The organism is Streptomyces sp. NBC_01089, assembly GCF_045162975.1.
In the GTDB taxonomy this organism is placed as follows: domain Bacteria; phylum Actinomycetota; class Actinomycetes; order Streptomycetales; family Streptomycetaceae; genus Streptomyces.
Genome location: NZ_CP108660.1, coordinates 2,971,636 through 2,989,317, shown reverse-complemented (window position 1 = coordinate 2,989,317; position 17,682 = coordinate 2,971,636). Strand labels below are relative to the sequence as shown.

The following is a 17,682-nucleotide window of genomic DNA, read 5'->3' as shown; positions in this document are numbered from 1 at the left end:
TCAGTGCTCCCTGACCAGTTCGGCGTACGGCCCTCCGGCGGCGACCAGCTCCTCGTGGCGGCCGCGCTCCACGACCTGGCCGTGGTCGAGCACCACGATCTCGTCGCTGTCGCGGACCGTGCTGAGGCGGTGGGCGATGACCACACAGGCGCAGCCGCGGCGCCGCAGATTGTCGATGATGACGTGCTCGGTCTCGGCGTCCAGGGCGCTGGTCACCTCGTCGAGTACGAGGACACTCGGCCGTCTGACCAGCGCCCGCGCGACTTCGAGCCGCTGGCGCTGCCCGCCGGAGAAGTTCCGCCCGTCCTGCTCGACCCGGCCGTGGATGCCGCCCGGCCTGCGCGCCACGACGTCGTACAGCGCCGCGTCCTTGAGCGCGTCGACGACCGCCTCGTCGGGGATCGACGGGTCCCAGAGGGCGACGTTGTCACGGACCGTGCCCTCGAAGAGGAACACCTCCTGGTCGACGAAGGACACCGACGCGGTCAGCGCGCCCCGCGGGATGTCGTCGAGACGCTGCCCGTCGATGCGGATCGTGCCCTCCCAGGGGGTGTACAGACCTGAGATCAGCCGGGAGACCGTCGACTTGCCGCTGCCCGAGCCGCCCACGAGGGCGACCTGCTGTCCGGGCCCGACGGCCAGCGAGAAGCCGGTGAGGAGGGGCTTGTCGAGCGGGCTGTAGCCGAAGGTGATGGCGTCGAGGGTGACGTGCCCCTTGAGACGGCGGGTGCTCGCGGCCGACGGCCCGGCGCGGTGGCCGTCGGAGCGCGTGTGGTCGGAGCGCGTGCCGTCCGGGCGCGTGCCGTCCGGGCGGGCGTCGTCGGAACCGGCCACGCCGGAGCGGCCGTCGTCGGAGCGCCCGTCGTCCGAACCGGCCACGCCCGAGCGCGCGTTGTCCGCGCGGGTGTACACCGCGTCGGCGGGGAAGCTCTCGACGTCCTTCAGCCGCGTCACATCGGCGGCGAAGTCCTGGATACGGCCCGCCACCCCGTTGAGCCGGGTGATCGGCGCGGTGAAGCGGACCACGAGCGCCTGGAACGCCACCAGGAGCCCCACCGACAGATGCCCGTCGACCGCGCGCAGCCCGCCGATCCACAGGATCAGCGCACTGTTCAGCGTCGCCAGGGTCGGCGCCACGACGCCCAGCCACGCGCTCGGCACCCCGAGGCGCTGCTGCTCCTCCAGCGTGGTGGCGTGCTGCCCGGCCCAGCGCCGGAAGTAGCCGTTCTCGCCGCCCGTCGCCTTCATCGTCTCGATCAGCTGAAGGCCCGTGTACGAGGTGTTGGTGAGCCGGGCCGTGTCCGCGCGCAGCTTCTGCGTACGGGTGGCACGCAGCCGGACCACGATCCGCATCGCGACGACATTGCCGAGCGCGATACCGACGCCGACGAGCGTCAGCTGGGGGTCGTACGTCCACAGCAGCGCCGCGTACAGCAGCACCACCACACCGTCCACCCCGGCGGCGGTCAGATCGCGGGCGAGGGTCTCGGCGACCGCGTCGTTCGACTGGAGGCGCTGCACCAGGTCGGCCGGGCTGCGCTGCGCGAAGAACGTCACGGGGAGCCGCAGCAGATGGCCCAGGAACCGCGCGCTGCTGAGCGTCGACGAGATGATGCGCCCACGCAGCAGATTCGCCTGTTGGAGCCAGGTGAGGACGGCGGTGAGCCCCACCATCGTGGCCATCGACGCGAACAGCGCCCCGAGCAGCGAGGTCTGGTCGCCGATCAGGAACATGTCGATGTACGTGCGGCTGAGCGCGGGCAGCGCCGCGCCCGTCACGACCAGGAGCAGGCTGGCGATGAGCGCGGCGAGCATGGTACCTGTGGTGCCGCGCAGGCGCGCGGGCAGTGCCCGCAGGACGCCGGGCCTGCGTCCGCCCGCGTGGAAGTCGTCGCCCGGTTCGAGGACCAGGACGACACCGGTGAAGCTGCTGTCGAACTCCTCGGCGGGCACGAACCTGCGGCCCTTGTCCGGGTCGTTGATGTGGACACCGCGCCGCCCGAAGCGCCGGCCCATGCCGTCGTGGACGACGTAGTGGTTGAACTCCCAGAAGAGGATCGCGGGCGCCTTGACCTCGGCCAGCGCCGCCGGCTCCATCTGCATGCCCTTGGCGGTCATGCCGTAACGGCGCGCGGCCTTCAGGAGGTTGCTGGCCCGCGAGCCGTCGCGCGAGACACCGCAGGCGATACGGAGCTCTTCGAGGGGGACGTGCCTGCCGTGGTGGGCCAGCACCATGGCCAGCGCGGCGGCGCCGCACTCGACGGCCTCCATCTGGAGGACGGTGGGGGTACGGACCCGCCGGTGGCGTATCCGCGGCCGGGGCGCGGGGCGTGCCCTGCGGCGGCCGTGGCCGGCCGGCGGCAGCTTCTGCTGGGCGGCGGGGGAGGGGCTCACGGAAGCAGCCAATCGATCGGGCGCTGCTCGGCGAGGTGCACGGCGCCGGAGGCCGGGGTCATGGAGTCGAGTGCGTACGGCGGTCCGCCCGCGGACGTCCACGCGTAACCCGACTTCGTGGCGGACGACGCGACCAGCCTGACCAGGACCGCGACGGCCGGGCCGCTCTTCGTGAACTGGCCGGCCAGCTCCTTGTCACCGAGGAAGGCGGCTATCTGCTGCGGGGTCTGCGCACCGCGCCCGACCTGCTGCACGCGGCCGCGCAGCATCCCGTACTGCTGGGCGGGCGCCGACTGGACGGTGAGGTCGACATCCGCGCCGACCGGCACGGTCGCAGCCCTGTCCGCCGGGACGTACACCAGGGCGAGCAGGGGGTCCTTGGTGCTGCGGGTCTTCTCGACGGTGGCGACATCGGCGCCGGTGGTGACCACCGCGCCGATCCCGGCGTCGAGCGTGGTGACCCGGCCCGCGTCGATGGTGCGGACGAGCCGGTCGCCGTGCGCCGTACGGACCTTGAGGACGGGTGCGTCGGCGGCCAGGCGCTGTCCTTCCTTGGCGAGCACACCCGTGATCTGACCGGTGACGGGGCTCTGGAGGACGTAACTGCCCTGTGCGTGCGTGAGGATGCCGGGTGCGCGCAGCGTGGACGCCACCGATCCGGTGACCGCCCACACGGTCGCGGCGGCCATCACGACGACCGTCACCACCAGGGCGAGCAGCCCCTGCGGCCGGGCGAGGCGCACGGGAAGGTCGAGTTCCTCGGGCGACTGCAGCTTGGACAGGGCCTGTTGGCGGAACTGCACGGCGTTCTTCCCTTACGTCGCGGAGCCGGCGGGCCGACAGGCCCTGACATCGCCGTCAGGCCCCGGAACCCTGGGGAAGGTTCCGGGGCCTGTGTGGAGCTGTGGCTCAGGCGCCGGCGATGAGGCCGGTGACGGCGCCGGTGTTGACACCGGTCAGGCCCTCGACCGTGCCGGTGACGGTGCCGACGAGGCCGGAGACCGGGGCGACGGAGTCGGCCGTGCCGGTCACGCTGCTGACGAGGCCGCCGACGAGACCGCCGGAGACGTTGTCGAGGTCGGCGTCGGAAATCTCGAGGGTCTCGACCTGGGGAGTGGTGTTCATGATCTGAGCGGGCCCTTCTCTTGGTAATGCGAGCGGGCGGGAATCAATGGTGCAACTCCCGCGGTGCGGAGGATCAAAGCACGATGACGCCTCGTACATCCACCCGGAAGCGGGCCGGTCAGGCGTTGTGCGGTGATGGAATTGCGGCCGGGTGCAGGTCCGTTCACCGGGCCGGGACAGCGCCTTCACTTGCTCCACAGGTCCGTAGGGAAAAGGGCACTGCGAATTTCAGCAAAATGGACACCCCCGTATTTATGACCAAGGGCGATTATCCGGTTCGTGCCTGTTCCCGGGACACCGTGACCGGCCTGCGCATTCGGTGTGGAGGTTTACTGACGGTGCTTGCCGGCACCGGTCCACCGCTCCGTCGGCCCGTTTCACCCGCGCCCGGTCACAGCCATCCGGAGCGCTGTGCCTGCAAGGCCATTTGGAAGCGGTTCGCCGCGCCCAGCCGGGCCATCAGGATCTGCAGCCTGCGGAACAGCGTGCGGCGACTGATGCCCAGCTCGCGGGCGATGACGTCGTCGCCCGCGCCGCCCGCGAGGAGCCACAGCAGACGGCGGTCGGCGGGCGGCAGGCCGCCCGGGTGGGTGGTGCGGCCGTGGAACGGCAGGGCGTTCCGCCAGGACTGCTCGAACAGCGCCATGAGCGCCGAGAGCAGTCCGCACGGCTGCACGACCAGCATGGTGTTGTGCACGTCGGCCTCTTTGATCGACAACGACACGAGCGCGTACGCCTCGTCGATGATCACGAGCTTGACCGGCACCGACGGCAGCACCCGTGCCTGCTCGCCCGCCCTGATGCACGGCTCGACGACCTCCTTGAGATGGCCCGGATGCTCCAGTGACGCCCGCGAGTACACGACACGCTGCGTCACCCCGCGGGCCAGCGTGGCCAGCGCGTCGTCGGTGGCGCCGGTCAGCGGGAAGTACGGCGGTGACTCGAACTGCCGGATCTGGTCGCGGGCGCTCGCCCACGCCTGGCGGATCCTGGGGCCGACGGCCTCGCCGGTCACGACCTCGACCAGATGGTCGTTGTACGCGGCGAGCCGCTGACGCCGGAACGACTCGAACGCGCCCCCGACGCTGATGCGCGACTCCTCGACCTCGGCCGCCCGGTGCCGGGCGAGGATCTCCAGACCCGCGGCCGGCGGGACCGGCGCCACCACGTCACCGCCCGACCCGGCGGCACTGGCCAGACCGGCGTCGACCAGCGCGCCGTACGCCGTGGTCAGCTCCGCGCCGTCCAGACCGGCGGCGGCGCCGACGGCGCTCAGCGGAGCCGGGGCCAGTTCGAGCAGGGCCAGATAGGTCCGGACCGCCGAGTGATCGATTCCCAGGAGCCGCAGGGCATCGCCGAGCTTCGCGTTCGTCATATGCCCCATTATCGGCGGCTCCCGCCGGGGCGCCTGGCCGATCTGTGCCAGTGGCGCTCCTGGGCCCCGGGCGCGCGGGGTGCGGGCTACCGTCCGGGGGCCGCCGTCGACCGGTGGCGGCGAGAGGCCCGTCCGGAGCGAAGAGGAAGGTGCACGACCGTGGCAGAAGGCCGAAGGAACAGTCTCTACCCGAGGATCTCCGACGAGCTGTCCGCTCTGATGCGGACGGGCTGGGCGGACACCGAGCGGCACGACCTGACGCTCGCCGAGCAGTCCCCGCACGCGGCACGCCGCCGCGCGGCGCTCTCCGCGCGCTTCCCGGGCGAACGCCTCGTGATTCCCTCCGGGAACCTCAAGGTCCGTTCGAACGACGACACTTACCCCTTCCGGCCGTACTCGGGCTATGTGCACATGACCGGGGACCAGGTCCGCGACGGCGCGCTCGTCCTGGAACCCCGCGCGGACGGCGGCCACGACGCCTACTGCTACCAGCTGCCGCGCGACAGCAGGGACAACAACGAGTTCTGGACCGGCCCCACGGCGGAGCTGTGGATGGGCAGGCGCCGCTCACTCGCCGAGTCGGAGCTCGTGCTCGGCCTGGAGTGCCGCGACATCCGCACGGCCGCCGAGGACCTGGCCGCCGCCCCCGCGGTGCCGACCCGGATCGTCCGCGGCGTCGACCCGGCCCTGACCGCCGCCGTGACCACCGACGCGGCGCGTGACGCCGGACTTGACGAGGCGCTCAGCGATCTCCGCCTCGTCAAGGACCCGTGGGAGATCGCCGAACTCCGCAAGGCCGTGGACTCCACCGTGCGCGGATTCACCGATGTGGTCGGTGAGCTCTCCACGGCGATCGCGTCGTCCGAGCGGTGGATCGAGGGCACGTTCTTCCGCCGTGCGCGCCTGGAGGGCAATGCCGTCGGCTACGGCTCGATCTGCGCCGCGGGCGAGCACGCCACGATCATGCACTGGACGCACAACGACGGCCCGGTGCGCCCCGGCGACCTGCTCCTGCTCGACGCGGGCGTCGAGACGAACACCCTCTACACGGCCGACGTCACGCGCACGCTGCCCATCAACGGGACCTTCACACCCGTGCAGCGCACGGTCTACGACGCGGTGTACGAGGCCCAGGAGGCGGGCATGGCCGCCGTCGGGCCGGGCGCCGCGTACCGCGACTTCCACGAGGCGTCCCAGCGCCATCTGGCGGCCCGGCTGGTCGAGTGGGGCTTCATCGACGGCCCGGCCGACCGCGCGTACGAACTCGGTCTCCAGCGCCGCTTCACCATGGCCGGTACCGGTCACATGCTCGGCCTCGACGTCCACGACTGTGCGCAGGCCAGGCAGGAGGAGTACGTCGGCGGCGTACTGGAGCCCGGCATGGTGCTCACCGTCGAGCCCGGTCTGTACTTCCAGCCGGACGATCTGACCGTGCCCGAGGAGTGGCGCGGCATCGGTGTCCGCATCGAGGACGACCTTCTCGTCACCGACGACGGCAACGAGAACCTGTCGGACGGACTGCCGCGGTCGGCGGACGAAGTCGAGGCGTGGATGGCCCGCTTCGCCGGCTGAGCGAGGCCGAGTGGGGCCCGAGCGAGGCTGAGCGAGGCCGAGTGAAGCCGCGTGAGGCCGAGCGAGCCGCGACCGCAGGTCACCGGATGTGCCCTTCCCCGTCACCCCCTCTTGCGTTAAGAATGCGCATGTCAAACCGGAAGAACTTCGGTCACAGAGGGGACCCCCCACATGAAGAAGCCTCTCGTCGGCGCACTGCTCGCCCTTTTCCTCATGGGCGCGGCAGCGACACCCGCGGTGGCGGCCACCAGCCGTCCCGCGGCCAAAGCAGCCGACTTCGCGGGAACGGTGGCGCTGAGCAACTGCTCGGGCTCCGTCGTCCGCGTGCCGGACTCCCAGCCGGACGACCCCGCGCTGGTGCTGTCCAACGGCCACTGCCTGGAGACCGGCTTCCCGGCGCCCGGTGAGGTCATCACCGACCAGCCGTCCAGCCGTACCTTCTCGCTGCTCGACGCCGCGGGCAGTTCGGTCGCCACGCTCAAGGCCGACAAGGTGGCCTACGCGACGATGACCGACACGGACATCTCGCTGTACGAGCTCTCCTCCACCTACGCGCAGATCCAGAGCAAGTACGGCATCTCGGCGCTGGAGCTCAACGCGGACCACCCGGCGCAGGGGACCGCGATCAGCGTGGTCTCCGGCTACTGGAAGAAGATCTACAGCTGCGACGTGGACGGTTTCGTCTACCGCCTCAAGGAGGGCGACTGGACCTGGAAGGACTCGCTCCGCTACACCTCCGCCTGCGACACCATCGGCGGCACCTCGGGGTCGCCGGTGGTCGACACCGCGACCGGCAAGGTCGTCGCCGTCAACAACACGGGCAATGAGGACGGCGAGCGCTGCACGGAGAACAACCCGTGCGAGGTGGACGAGTCCGGCAACGTCACCGTCCACAAGGGCATCAACTACGCCGAGGAGACCTACGGGATCGTGCCGTGCGTCGGCACCGGCAACAAGATCGACCTGAGCCGCTCGGGCTGCACCCTGCCCAAGCCGTAGGGGCTGTACGGTCCGGTCACGGAGGCGTCCGCCGGGGGACCGGTGGGCGCCTCCGTGCGTTCCGGCGCTCCGGTCATACGCTCCGGTCATACTGGGCGGTGAACCGAGAGCAGGAGGGCCCGCACATGGCATGGACCGGGCAGCAGGGCGGCGCGTCGCCGGGACCGTACCCCGCCTATCCGCCGCAGCCGCCGCAGCCCTATTCACCGCAGCCGCAGCCGCAGCCGCAGCCGCAGCCGCAGCAGCCCCCGCCTCCGCAGGGGTTCGGGCCGCCGCCCCCGCTGTACGCCCCGGCGCCTCCTCCGGTGCAGCAGCAGCCCGCGGGCCCCGCGCCCCACGGAGACTTCGCGGGCGGGCCCGACTTCCTCGCCACTGACCGGCGGAACGCCGTCGTGGTCGACAGTCAGGGGGTCTCCTTCGAACTGGACGGGCGGACCGCCGACTTCGGCTGGAGCCAGATCCGTTCGGTGCCGTACAAGGGGTCCTTCGGAGGCACCACGCTCATGGTGGCGGTGGTGCTGGCCGACGGCGTGTTCTACGAGTGCGCGGTGGAGGCCCGCAGCGGCGCCTCGCTCCAGCAGTGGTTCGCGGAGCTGGCCCCGGTGCTCGGGTACTACCTCGGGGGCCGCCCGCAGTAGCCACCCGGCCCGGTACGCACGGCGGCAGCGCCACCGGGGGAGCGGCGGCGCTGCCGAGCTGGGTGCCGGTGTGGGTACCGGTGCCGGCTACAGGCTGTGGACGTGCGGTCCGACCGCGCCGGACCAGGCGTTTCCGGCCGTGGCGTCCCAGTTGGTCGACCAGGTCATCGCGCCGCGCAGACCCGGGTAGGTCTTCGAGGGCTTGAAGGAGCCGCAGTTGCTGCCCTTGGTGAGGCAGTCGAGTGCGTCGTTGACGACGCTCGGCGCGACATAGCCGCTGCCCGCCGCGCTCGACGACGCCGGGACACCGAGGCCGACCTGCGAGGGGTCGAGGCCGCCCTCCAGCTGGATGCAGGCGAGCGCGGTGAGGAAGTCCACCGTGCCCTGGGAGTAGACCTTGCCGTCGCAGCCCAGCATGGATCCGCTGTTGTAGTACTGCATGTTGACGACGGTCAGGATGTCCTTGATGGCGAGCGCCGTCTTGAAGTACTCGGCCGACGTCGACTGCATGTCGATGGTCTGCGGGGCCATGGTGATGACCAGGCCAGAACCGGCCTTCGCGGAAAGCGACTTGAGCGCCTGGGACATGTACGTGGAGTTGACGCCGTTCTCCAGGTCGATGTCGACGCCGTCGAAGCCGTACTCCTGCATCAGTGAGTAGACGGAGTTGGCGAAGTTGTCCGCCGACGCCGAGTCGCTCACCGAGACCGTGCCGTTCTGGCCGCCGATGGAGATGACGACGGACTTGCCCGCCGCCTGCTTGGCCTTGATGTCGGCCTTGAACTGGTCGGCGGTGTAGCCGCCGAGCCCGGCCGAGTCCAGATTGAAGGTGACGGCGCCCGGCGAGCTCCCGGTGTCGGCGAAGGCGACCGCGATGATGTCGTAGTCGTCCGGTACGTCGCTGAGCTTCTGGACGGCGGCGCCGTTGTTGAAGTTCTGCCAGTAGCCCGTGACCGCGTGGGCGGGCGGTGCGGCCGTGTGCACGGTGGTGGCCGCGGTGGTCCTGGACGCTGTGGGGGCTGTGTTGCCGGCGGCCTGGGCCGTCGTCCCGGCGAGGGAGAGGGCCGCGGCCGCGAGGACGGCTACGGCGCCGCCCAGCCAGGCTCGGGTGGATCGTGCGGATGTCACGTACGGCCTCCAGGTGTGGGGGGTGGGGGCTGGGATACGGAAAGAGCTGAGGTACGGGGAAGAGCTGAGGGGAAGAGCTGAGGTACCGAACGGTGGCCACCGCCGCATGCCACCAAGCTGGTCCAGACCAATTGCAATGTCAAGGGATCTGTCAGGACGGGCCACGCTCTCCACCGTTTCTCCGCCTCCCGCGGCCCGTTGCTCATCGGCCAAGATCCAATGAATCTTGGGCAGTTGTGGTTCTTCCGGCGTGCCCCCTGGATACAGTGCTGAGGCAGGAGCAACCCGCTGTGAACGGGGGACCACGACGTGCCGACCGCCATAGCTGTCACCAGCGGCGATCTCGCGCTGCCGCCGTCCGACCGGCACACCCCGCTCGCCGCCGTGCTCCAGCCGCCGTCGGCGCAGTCGTTCGAAGCCTCCATCACGGAGCTGCACGCCCTCCTCGAACAGCACGGATACGTCGTCGTGCCCTATGCGGCTGCGCTGCCCGCCGCGTACGTCCAGCGGCTGCACGCCGTCCGTTCGGTCCTGGAGAGCGACCGCATCGCCCTGCTGCCCGTCGAACTGCCGCCGCTCGGCGTCGCGGTGCTCGCCCGTCAGCTGCGCCAGCTCTCCGTCTGCGACTTCAGCCCCGGTGTGCTCGCCTCCGCCGCCCGGCTGCTCGCCCACTACATCTACGCGGGCGCGCTGCTGCCGACGGTCACCCGGCTCGACCACGTACCGGTCTCCCTCACGGCGCACGCCAGATCCTGGATGCCCGGCTCCCAGTTCGCCGTACTCGCCTCACCCACGCCGCACTTGGCCAAGGTGACCGGTGCCGAACCCGGCCTGCTCGAAGGGCCGTCGTTCGCGACCCGGCTGCTCGTCGCCAGGGGACAGCTCCAGTCCGACTGGGTGACCACCGTGCTCGCCCCTGCCTGGCAGGTGCAGGGCCATCTGGAGACCGCGCTGCCCGCCGATTCGGCGGGCTGGTGGGCCACACCCCGGCTGGTGGAGTTCGCCGCCGCCATCCCCGAGCTGTCCGTACTCCACCAGCTGGTCTCCTCCGTACGCCGTGAGCTGTGCCGCTGGTGCGGGCTCGAACTCATCGGAGACCGCTGCGGGTTCTGCTCCGCACCCTTCGCCGATCCGCACGCCCAGCTCGAGAGGTTGCCCGCCCAGTGAACTCCCGCCAGCGCCGCGGCGTCGTCCTGCTGATCCTGTCGGCCGTGTGTGCCGTCGCCGCGATCATCGGCGTGCTCTCGGTCATCCGCGACGTGAACGCGAAAGTCGGCCCCGAGGTCACCGCGTACCGCGTACGCGACGACATAGCCCCGTACAAACAGCTCACCCCGGGCGACTTCGAGGAGACCCGGATGCCACGGCGCTGGCTCTCCGCGAACGCGGTGACCGATCTCGCCCAGGTGCGCGGCAAGATCGCCGTCACCCAGCTGCGCAAGGGCTCGCTGCTGCAGAGCGACATGATCGTCCGGCAGCCCGAACTCACCGCGGGCGAGCAGGAGATCGCGATCATGATCGACGCCTCCACCGGGGTGGCGGGCAAGATCACGCCGGGCTCCAGCGTCAACATCTACGCGACCTTCAAGGGCGACGACAAGGGAGTCCCCGACACCTCCAAGGTCATCGTCTCCGGTGCCCGGGTCGTGGACGTCGGCAAGCTCACCGCACTCGACCCGGACCAGAACGAGAGCGACCGCACCCGGCAGGCCACCGACGCCGTCCCGATCACCTTCGCGCTCAAGACGCTCGACGCCCAGCGCGTCGCGTACGCCGAGTCGTTCGCGACCCATGTCCGGCTGGCGCTCGTCGCGGCCGGCGGCAGCGCGGACGTACCGCAGCGCGACCGTACCTACACCCTCGACGGCGACAAGTGAGGGACAGATGACGACTCGCATCCTCCCGGTGGCCGGTGACCCGGACGCGGCGCGCGCGGTGCTCACCCTGCTCAGCCAGCTCCCCGACGCCGAACCCTTCCCGCCGGTCGCCGACTCGACCTCGCTGCTCGACCTGCTCGCCCGGCTGGCCGCCGATTCGCTCGACGAGCTGCCCGAGGTCGTCCTCGTCCACGAACGGATCGGCCCGGCCCCCGCGCTGGAGCTGATCCGGGAGGTCGCGCTGCGCTTCCCTGCGGTCGGCGTCGTCCTCATCACCGCCGACATCAGCCCGCTGCTCTACACATCGGCGATGGACGCGGGCGCCCGCGGTCTCGTCGGACTGCCGCTCGGTTACGAGGAGCTGGCGGCCCGGGTGCAGAACGCGGCCTCCTGGTCCACCGGCGTACGGCGTCATCTCGGCGGCGGCCCCGACCCGGCCGCGGGCCCCGGCGGCACGGTCGTCACGGTCACCGGGGCCAAGGGCGGGGTCGGCGCCACCGTCACCGCGGTCCAACTGGCGCTGGCCGCACGGGCGTCCGGCAGATCCGTCGCCCTGGTCGACCTCGACCTGCAGTCCGGTGACGTGGCCTCGTATCTCGACGTACAGTTCCGCCGCTCCATCGCCGACCTGGCGGGCATCGCGGACATCTCGCCGCGGGTCATCCAGGACGCGGTGTACGCGCACCCGACCGGTATCGGGCTGCTCCTCGCGCCGGGCGACGGCGAGCGCGGCGAGGAGGTCACCGACCGGGTGGCCCGGCAGGCGATCGGCGCCCTGCGCAACCGGTACGAGATCGTGGTCGTGGACTGCGGCACCCAGCTGACCGGCGCCAACGCCGCCGCGGTCGAAATGGCCGACCACGCACTGCTCCTGGTCACCCCCGACGTGGTGGCCGTACGGGCGGCCAAGCGGATGGTGCGGATGTGGGACCGGCTCCAGGTCCGCAAGGCGGAGGAGACGGTCACCGTCGTCAACCGGGCCACCAGGAGCGCCGAGATCCAGCCGCCGCTGGTCGAGCGCATCACGGGTACGAAGGCGGCACGTGCCGCGATCCCGGCCGGGTTCAAGGAGCTCCAGGCCGCGGTGGACGCGGGCCGGATGCAGGACCTGGACAGCCGCTCCACGGTCAAGCAGGCGATGTGGGCCCTGGCCGGGGAACTCGGCCTGGTGAAGGCGCCCGCTTCGGCCTCCCACGGCAGGGGCGCCCGCACCGGGCTGCTGCGTGGCCGGGCCGCCCGCCTCGACAGCGACCGGGGCTCCGCCCTGGTCGAGTTCGCCGGGATGGCCCCGCTGATCGCCTTCGTCCTGGTGGCGATGTGGCAGTGCGTGCTGTGGGGCTACACGTTCTCGCTGGCGGGCAACGCGGCGGACGAGGCGGCGCGGGCGGCCACGGCCTCGTACGCGGTGGACGGCACGACCGCGGGCTGCCGGGAGGCGGGCCTGAAACGCCTGCCGGCCAACTGGCGGGGCGCGGCCCGGGTCGACTGCGGTGCGGCGGGGGACCTGATGAAGGCGACGGTCCAACTGCGCACCCCGGTGCTCTTTCCGGGGGCCGGGAACTTCCCCTGGTCGGTGGACGGGAGTGCGGGGGCTGCGCTTGAGGGGGACGGAAGATGAGCGGGGCCGCGCGGCGCAGCGTTCACGGGGCTCCGCCCCGGACCCCGGTCCTCAATCTCCCCCAGACTCCGTCCGGGGGGACCCCCAGGACGGGCTTGACTTTGCCCGGCGTCCGGCACAATCAAGCCCGTCCGGCGATTGAGGACCGGGGGCCCGGGGGCGGAGCCCCCGAAACCCGCCGCCACCCCCGCCACGACGACCGTGGCACGGCCATCCTCGAATTCACCGGCATGCTCCCCCTCCTCCTCTTCATCGGCATGGCAGCCATCCAGCTCGGCATCGTCGGCTACACGGCCAACCAGGCCGGCACCGCGGCCAGGGCCGCCGCCCGTACCGAAGCGCTGGACGCCGGCACCGGCGCCGCCGCAGGACAGGATGCCGTGTCCGGCTGGCTCCAGGGCAACACCCACGTCGAGGTCGGCGGCGGCGACACCGTACGCGCGACCGCCACCATCACCGTCCCGTCCGTCCTGCCGGGCATCCACCTCTTCGGCCCCGTCCACCGCACCGTCGCCATGCCGAACGACACCACGGACCGGAGCGCCGCACCCGGGAGCCTCGCACCCCGGAGTGCGAGGGAGGCACCATGAGCCTGCGGTCCCGCATCGCCACCCCCGATGAGCCCGGCGGCGGCCGGGAGGACGGCCACCAGGTCGCCGTCTACCGGGCCAAGCTCCTGGAGGAGATCGACCTCGCCGAGATGTCCTCGCTGGCCGCAGCCGACCGGCGCGCCAGACTGGAGCGGGTGCTCGGCCACATCATCAGCCGTGAGGGCCCCGTGCTCTCCACAGCCGAGCGCTCCCAGCTGATCCGCCGGGTCGTGGACGAAGCGCTCGGCCTCGGCGTGCTGGAACCGCTCCTGGAAGACGCCTCCATCACCGAGATCATGGTCAACGGCCCCGACGCGATCTTCGTGGAGCGGGCCGGACGCGTCGAGCAGCTCCCCATGCGCTTCGCGTCGACCGAGCAGCTGATGCAGACCATCGAGCGCATCGTGTCGACCGTCAACCGCCGTGTGGACGAGTCCAATCCGATGGTCGACGCCCGCCTGCCGTCCGGCGAACGCGTCAACGTCATCATCCCGCCGCTCTCCCTGACCGGCCCCACCCTCACCATCCGCCGCTTCCCCCGCGCGTACCGGCTCCAGGAGCTGATCGCGCTCGGCACGCTGGACGAGCAGATGCTGCTGCTCCTCTCCGCCTTCGTCAGGGCCCGCTTCAACGTGATCGTCTCCGGCGGCACGGGCTCGGGGAAGACCACCCTGCTCAACGCGCTCTCCGGCCTTATCCCGGAGCACGAGCGCATCATCACCGTCGAGGACGCGGCCGAACTCCAGCTCCAGCAGGCCCATGTCGTACGTCTGGAGACCCGGCCGGCCAACGTCGAGGGCAACGGCAGGATCACCATCCGCGACCTCGTACGCAACTCGCTGCGGATGCGCCCCGACCGCATCATCGTCGGCGAGGTGCGCGGCGGCGAGACCCTCGACATGCTCCAGGCGATGTCGACCGGGCACGACGGCTCGCTCGCCACCGTGCACTCCAACAGCGCCGAGGACGCGCTGATGCGGCTGCAGACCCTGGGGTCCATGTCCGAGGTGGAGATTCCCTTCGAGGCGCTGCGCGACCAGATCAACAGCGCCGTCGACGTCATCGTCCAGCTCACCCGGCACGCCGACGGCTCGCGCAAGGTCAGCGAGCTGGTGCTCCTCGTCAGCCACGGACGTGAGAGCTTCCGGCTCGCCACCGTCTCCCGCTTCCGCGCCCGGCCGATGAACGCCGACCGGGTGGTGCACGGCCAGTTCGAACACCTGCCGCTGCCGCGCGGGATCGCGGAGCGGCTGTACCTCGCGAACGAGGCGCTGCCGCCCGCGTTCGGCGTGGTGGAAAGCGTCGACCCGCTCAACACGAGAGAGGCGAGGTAGGGCAGCACCATGACCGACACCGCTCTGCTGGCGATCGGCGGCACGCTGCTCTGCGGTGTGCTCGCCGTCACCGGTATCCATGTGTACGCCAGGGGGAAGGCCCAGCGCGAAGCCCTGGTCGACCGGCTCTCGCACAGCGGGCCGCCCCCCGAAGGGCTGCGCGTGCGCCGCTTCGGCGGGGTCGACCGCAGACTGCGCGGGACGGCCTTCGGCAAACGGCTCCAGCTGCGGCTGGCCGCGACCGGCCTCGACCTGACGGCGGGCGAGTTCGCCGTGTACGTCGTCGGGGGCGTCGTCGCGCTGTGGCTGGTCGCGTCGGCGGCGCTGGCACCGTTCTTCGGCCCGGTGGCCGGTCTCGTCGCGCTCTGGGCGGGCAACACCTTCCTCAACTGGCAGCGTCAGAAGCGCATCGAGGCGTTCATCAACCAGCTCCCCGAGCTGTCCAGGATCCTGGCCAACGCGACCGCGGCGGGGCTGGCCCTCCGTACCGCACTGGGCATGGCGGCGGAGGAGCTGGAGGCCCCGGCGGGCGAGGAGCTGGCCACGGTCACCGCCCAGCTGGCGCTCGGCAGGTCGATCGACGAGACCCTGGGCGAGCTGGCGGCCCGGCTGCCCTCACGGGAGCTGGTCGTCCTCGTCACCACCCTGGTCCTCTCCAACCGCGCGGGCGGCACGGTCGTGGGCAGCCTGCGCAACCTCACCGAGACCCTGGAGGAGCGCAAGGAGACCAGACGCGAGGTGGTCACCATGCTCTCCGAGGTCAACGCCACCGCGTACACCCTGCCGCTGCTCGGCCTCGGCGCCATGATCATGCTCAACTCGATGGACTCCGGCTCACTGGCCCGGATGACCGGTCACCCGCTCGGCCAGGCGGCCGTGCTCGTCGCACTCGGTCTGTACGCCGTCGGGTTCATCGGCATGCGGCGCCTCGGCAAGATCGAAGTCTGAGGGGGGGGACCACAGCCATGCTGGGACTGCTGCTCGCCCTCGCGCTCGGCGCGGCCGTCGCCGGGATCTTCCAGGGCGTCCGGATGTACCGCTCCGACGTGAAGATCCCCAGCGATCTCGCCGTCGCGCTCGAAGTGGGCTCCACCCGGGTGCGCGGCGCCGAGGCCGCCGTCGACCGTGCCGGGATGCGCTTCGCGCCCGCCGTGCTCCGGGCGATGGGGCCCAGGGCGGTGGAGAGGAAGCGCCGCAGGATCGACTCGGCGGGGAACCCGGGCGGCCTGACCGTCGACCGCTACGCGGCCCGCCGCGCGGTGTACGGCATCTTCGGCGGCCTGGCGGGCCTCGCGCTGCTCACCAACGGCAGCTGGATCTTCGCCGTCTTCGCCTTCGCCTACGGGGCGTTCGCCGCCGACGCGACGATCTGGCAGGCCATCCGTAAACGCAAGGACATCATCGAGCGGACCCTGCCCGACTTCCTCGACGTCCTCGCGGTCGTCGTCAGCGCGGGGCTCGGCTTCCGGCAGGCGCTGGAGCGGGTCGCCGAGAAGTACGAGGGGCCCTGGGCCGACGAACTGCGCATCACGCTGCGCCAGATGGACATGGGCGTCAGCCGCCGGCAGGCGTTCGACGAGCTGCGCAGGCGCAACGAGTCCGAGCAGGTCTCGCAGTTCGTCAGCGCGCTCCAGCAGGGCGAGGAGCTGGGCGCGCCGATCGCGGACACGCTCATACAGATCGCCAACGACATGCGCCGCACCGACGCCCAGAACTCGCGCCGCCGGGCCGCGAAGGCGATCCCGCAGGCCACGGTGGTCACGCTGATCACCATGGTCCCGGCAACGCTCATACTGATCGTGACGAACATGTTCCTGGGCTCCACCACCGACTTCGGCTCGCTGTTCGGGAACTGAGCGATGACACCGGGGTGGGCACCGTTGATACGGAGGGTGGGTTCCGGCCACTTTCTGGCAGCCGCTTCGGGGCCGCGATCCTTTGTGCCACCCTCTCCCCAGGGATATGACTTCGGGCCGAGTCCGAGGGAGGCGGAGGTCATGCACCGCACCGCCCCCGGCATGAGCACAGCTCCACCCGAACCAGCACCAACGGCCGTACCGCGCAGGCGATATGGCTGGGTACGTCCGCGCGGGAGCCCGGCCGCCATGGCTGAATCCATACGCGGTGAGGGAAGGCGGGGCGCCGCGTACGGCAGCCCTGCCGCAGAGACGGAGTCGTACGTTCCCGAAGGGGCAGAGCATGGCGAAGGACATCGCGCTCAAGGCGTATCTGGTACTCGGCACCTGGCGCGACACGGTGGTCTCCCGGATGAGCAGGCGGGCGGGCGACAGCGGCGCGAGCATCGTGGAGTACGGCGGGCTGCTGGTGATCGTGGCGCTGATCGTGGTGGCGGTGCGGGGGCTCGGGCTGCAGAACATCATCTCGAAAGCGATCGGTACCGCCGTCAACTCCATCACCGGCGGCTGAGGCCGTGCCACGCCGAGCGTGACCGGGGCCAGACCATCCTGATCTACGTCGTCGTGGTGGGCGGACTGCTCTTTCTGGCGTTCGCCTATTTCGCCTTCGCGCAGGCCGCCGTGGCCCGCAACGGCGCGCAGTCGGCCGCGGACGCCGCGGCGCTGGCCGCGGCTCAGGATGTCCGGGACCAGATGGCGGACGGGCTGACCGCCTCGCTGGGGCAGCAGGACGCCTGGACGGGCTGGCTGCTCGGCGACCACCCCGTCGCCGGTACGGGAAGCGCGGCAGCGGCCCGGCTCGCGGGCGACAACGACGCCACCCTCGACGGCCTCACCCCGACGACGGTCAAGGGGTACCCGGCCTTCGAAGCCAGCGTCACCACCCGGTTCACCGTCGGTAAGTCCGTCATCCCCGGCACGGAGAGCAGGCACGCCAAGGCCCACGCCGTCGCGATGATCGAACCGCGCTGCTCGGCCACACCGTCCGATGACCCGAAGCTGATCACCTTCGAATGCGACGGCCGGCCCTGGAAGATCGACCCGAAGAAGCCCGACACGATGGAACTGCCCCAGCCGAAGGACCTGTTCGCTGTCCACCTGGCGGAGTGAGGATGA

The 17,682-nt window shown here is 71.2% G+C and carries 16 protein-coding genes and 1 pseudogene; 12 read left to right on the top strand and 5 right to left on the bottom strand.

The genetic code is table 11. The features are described 5' to 3' along the window. The 4 genes from OG510_RS13065 to OG510_RS13050 form a co-directional block, all read right to left on the bottom strand. On the bottom strand, window positions 1–2,394 hold the full coding sequence (locus tag OG510_RS13065) for an NHLP family bacteriocin export ABC transporter peptidase/permease/ATPase subunit (protein WP_406136938.1): 2,394 nt from the start codon (window positions 2,392–2,394) through the stop codon (window positions 1–3). Continuing rightward, window positions 2,391–3,197, bottom strand: a complete 807-nt coding sequence (locus tag OG510_RS13060) for an HlyD family efflux transporter periplasmic adaptor subunit (protein ID WP_406136937.1) — start codon at window positions 3,195–3,197, stop codon at window positions 2,391–2,393. Before OG510_RS13060 ends, OG510_RS13065 begins: the two co-directional genes overlap by 4 nt. A gap of 106 nt (window positions 3,198–3,303) precedes the next feature. Beyond that, window positions 3,304–3,519, bottom strand: a complete 216-nt coding sequence (locus OG510_RS13055; protein ID WP_164262946.1) for a type A2 lantipeptide — start codon at window positions 3,517–3,519, stop codon at window positions 3,304–3,306. 391 nt (window positions 3,520–3,910) lie between these two features. After that, window positions 3,911–4,894, bottom strand: a complete 984-nt coding sequence (locus tag OG510_RS13050) for a LuxR family transcriptional regulator (RefSeq protein ID WP_406136936.1) — start codon at window positions 4,892–4,894, stop codon at window positions 3,911–3,913. A gap of 159 nt (window positions 4,895–5,053) precedes the next feature. Here OG510_RS13050 and OG510_RS13045 point away from each other — a divergent pair, with 159 nt between their 5' ends. From OG510_RS13045 to OG510_RS13035, 3 genes are all read left to right on the top strand, one after another. Beyond that, complete coding sequence (locus OG510_RS13045; RefSeq protein WP_406136935.1) at window positions 5,054–6,466, top strand: aminopeptidase P family protein; 1,413 nt, start codon at window positions 5,054–5,056, stop codon at window positions 6,464–6,466. Between the two features lie 171 nt (window positions 6,467–6,637). After that, window positions 6,638–7,465, top strand: a complete 828-nt coding sequence (locus OG510_RS13040; protein WP_406136934.1) for a trypsin-like serine peptidase — start codon at window positions 6,638–6,640, stop codon at window positions 7,463–7,465. Window positions 7,466–7,590: 125 nt separating this feature from the next. After that, window positions 7,591–8,103: a hypothetical protein gene (locus OG510_RS13035; RefSeq protein ID WP_406136933.1), complete on the top strand. Its 513-nt coding sequence runs from the start codon at window positions 7,591–7,593 to the stop codon at window positions 8,101–8,103. A gap of 87 nt (window positions 8,104–8,190) precedes the next feature. Here OG510_RS13035 and OG510_RS13030 read toward each other — a convergent pair. Then, window positions 8,191–9,072: pseudogene (locus OG510_RS13030) on the bottom strand (chitinase); the annotation flags it as partial. Window positions 9,073–9,540: 468 nt separating this feature from the next. On the opposite strand from OG510_RS13030, the gene OG510_RS13025 reads away from it, so the two are divergent. The 9 genes from OG510_RS13025 to OG510_RS12985 all read left to right on the top strand — a co-directional run bounded on the left by OG510_RS13025 (window position 9,541) and on the right by OG510_RS12985 (window position 17,676). Next, on the top strand, window positions 9,541–10,398 hold the full coding sequence (locus tag OG510_RS13025) for a hypothetical protein (protein ID WP_406136932.1): 858 nt from the start codon (window positions 9,541–9,543) through the stop codon (window positions 10,396–10,398). Next, window positions 10,395–11,108, top strand: coding sequence for a Flp pilus assembly protein CpaB (gene cpaB / locus OG510_RS13020; RefSeq protein ID WP_406136931.1), 714 nt, complete (start codon window positions 10,395–10,397; stop codon window positions 11,106–11,108). Before OG510_RS13025 ends, cpaB begins: the two co-directional genes overlap by 4 nt. A 7-nt stretch (window positions 11,109–11,115) precedes the next feature. After that, a complete protein-coding gene (locus OG510_RS13015; protein WP_406136930.1) occupies window positions 11,116–12,726 on the top strand; it encodes a CpaE family protein in 1,611 nt (536 codons plus the stop codon). 230 nt (window positions 12,727–12,956) lie between these two features. Then, window positions 12,957–13,316, top strand: coding sequence for a TadE/TadG family type IV pilus assembly protein (locus tag OG510_RS13010; protein ID WP_406136929.1), 360 nt, complete (start codon window positions 12,957–12,959; stop codon window positions 13,314–13,316). Then, window positions 13,313–14,650 carry a CpaF family protein gene (locus tag OG510_RS13005; protein WP_406136928.1) on the top strand — a complete coding sequence of 446 codons (1,338 nt, stop codon included), beginning with the start codon at window positions 13,313–13,315 and terminating at the stop codon, window positions 14,648–14,650. The genes OG510_RS13010 and OG510_RS13005 overlap by 4 nt, the downstream gene beginning before the upstream one ends. Window positions 14,651–14,659: 9 nt before the next feature. Further along, window positions 14,660–15,598 carry a type II secretion system F family protein gene (locus OG510_RS13000; RefSeq protein ID WP_406136927.1) on the top strand — a complete coding sequence of 313 codons (939 nt, stop codon included), beginning with the start codon at window positions 14,660–14,662 and terminating at the stop codon, window positions 15,596–15,598. Window positions 15,599–15,615: 17 nt separating this feature from the next. Continuing rightward, entirely contained in the window at window positions 15,616–16,506 is an 891-nt protein-coding gene (locus OG510_RS12995) for a DUF5936 domain-containing protein (protein ID WP_406136926.1), read from the top strand. A 343-nt stretch (window positions 16,507–16,849) separates the two neighbouring features. Next, complete coding sequence (locus tag OG510_RS12990) at window positions 16,850–17,077, top strand: hypothetical protein (protein ID WP_406142380.1); 228 nt, start codon at window positions 16,850–16,852, stop codon at window positions 17,075–17,077. Continuing rightward, entirely contained in the window at window positions 17,074–17,676 is a 603-nt protein-coding gene (locus tag OG510_RS12985) for a pilus assembly protein TadG-related protein (RefSeq protein ID WP_406142379.1), read from the top strand. Before OG510_RS12990 ends, OG510_RS12985 begins: the two co-directional genes overlap by 4 nt. Window positions 17,677–17,682 lie beyond the last annotated feature (6 nt).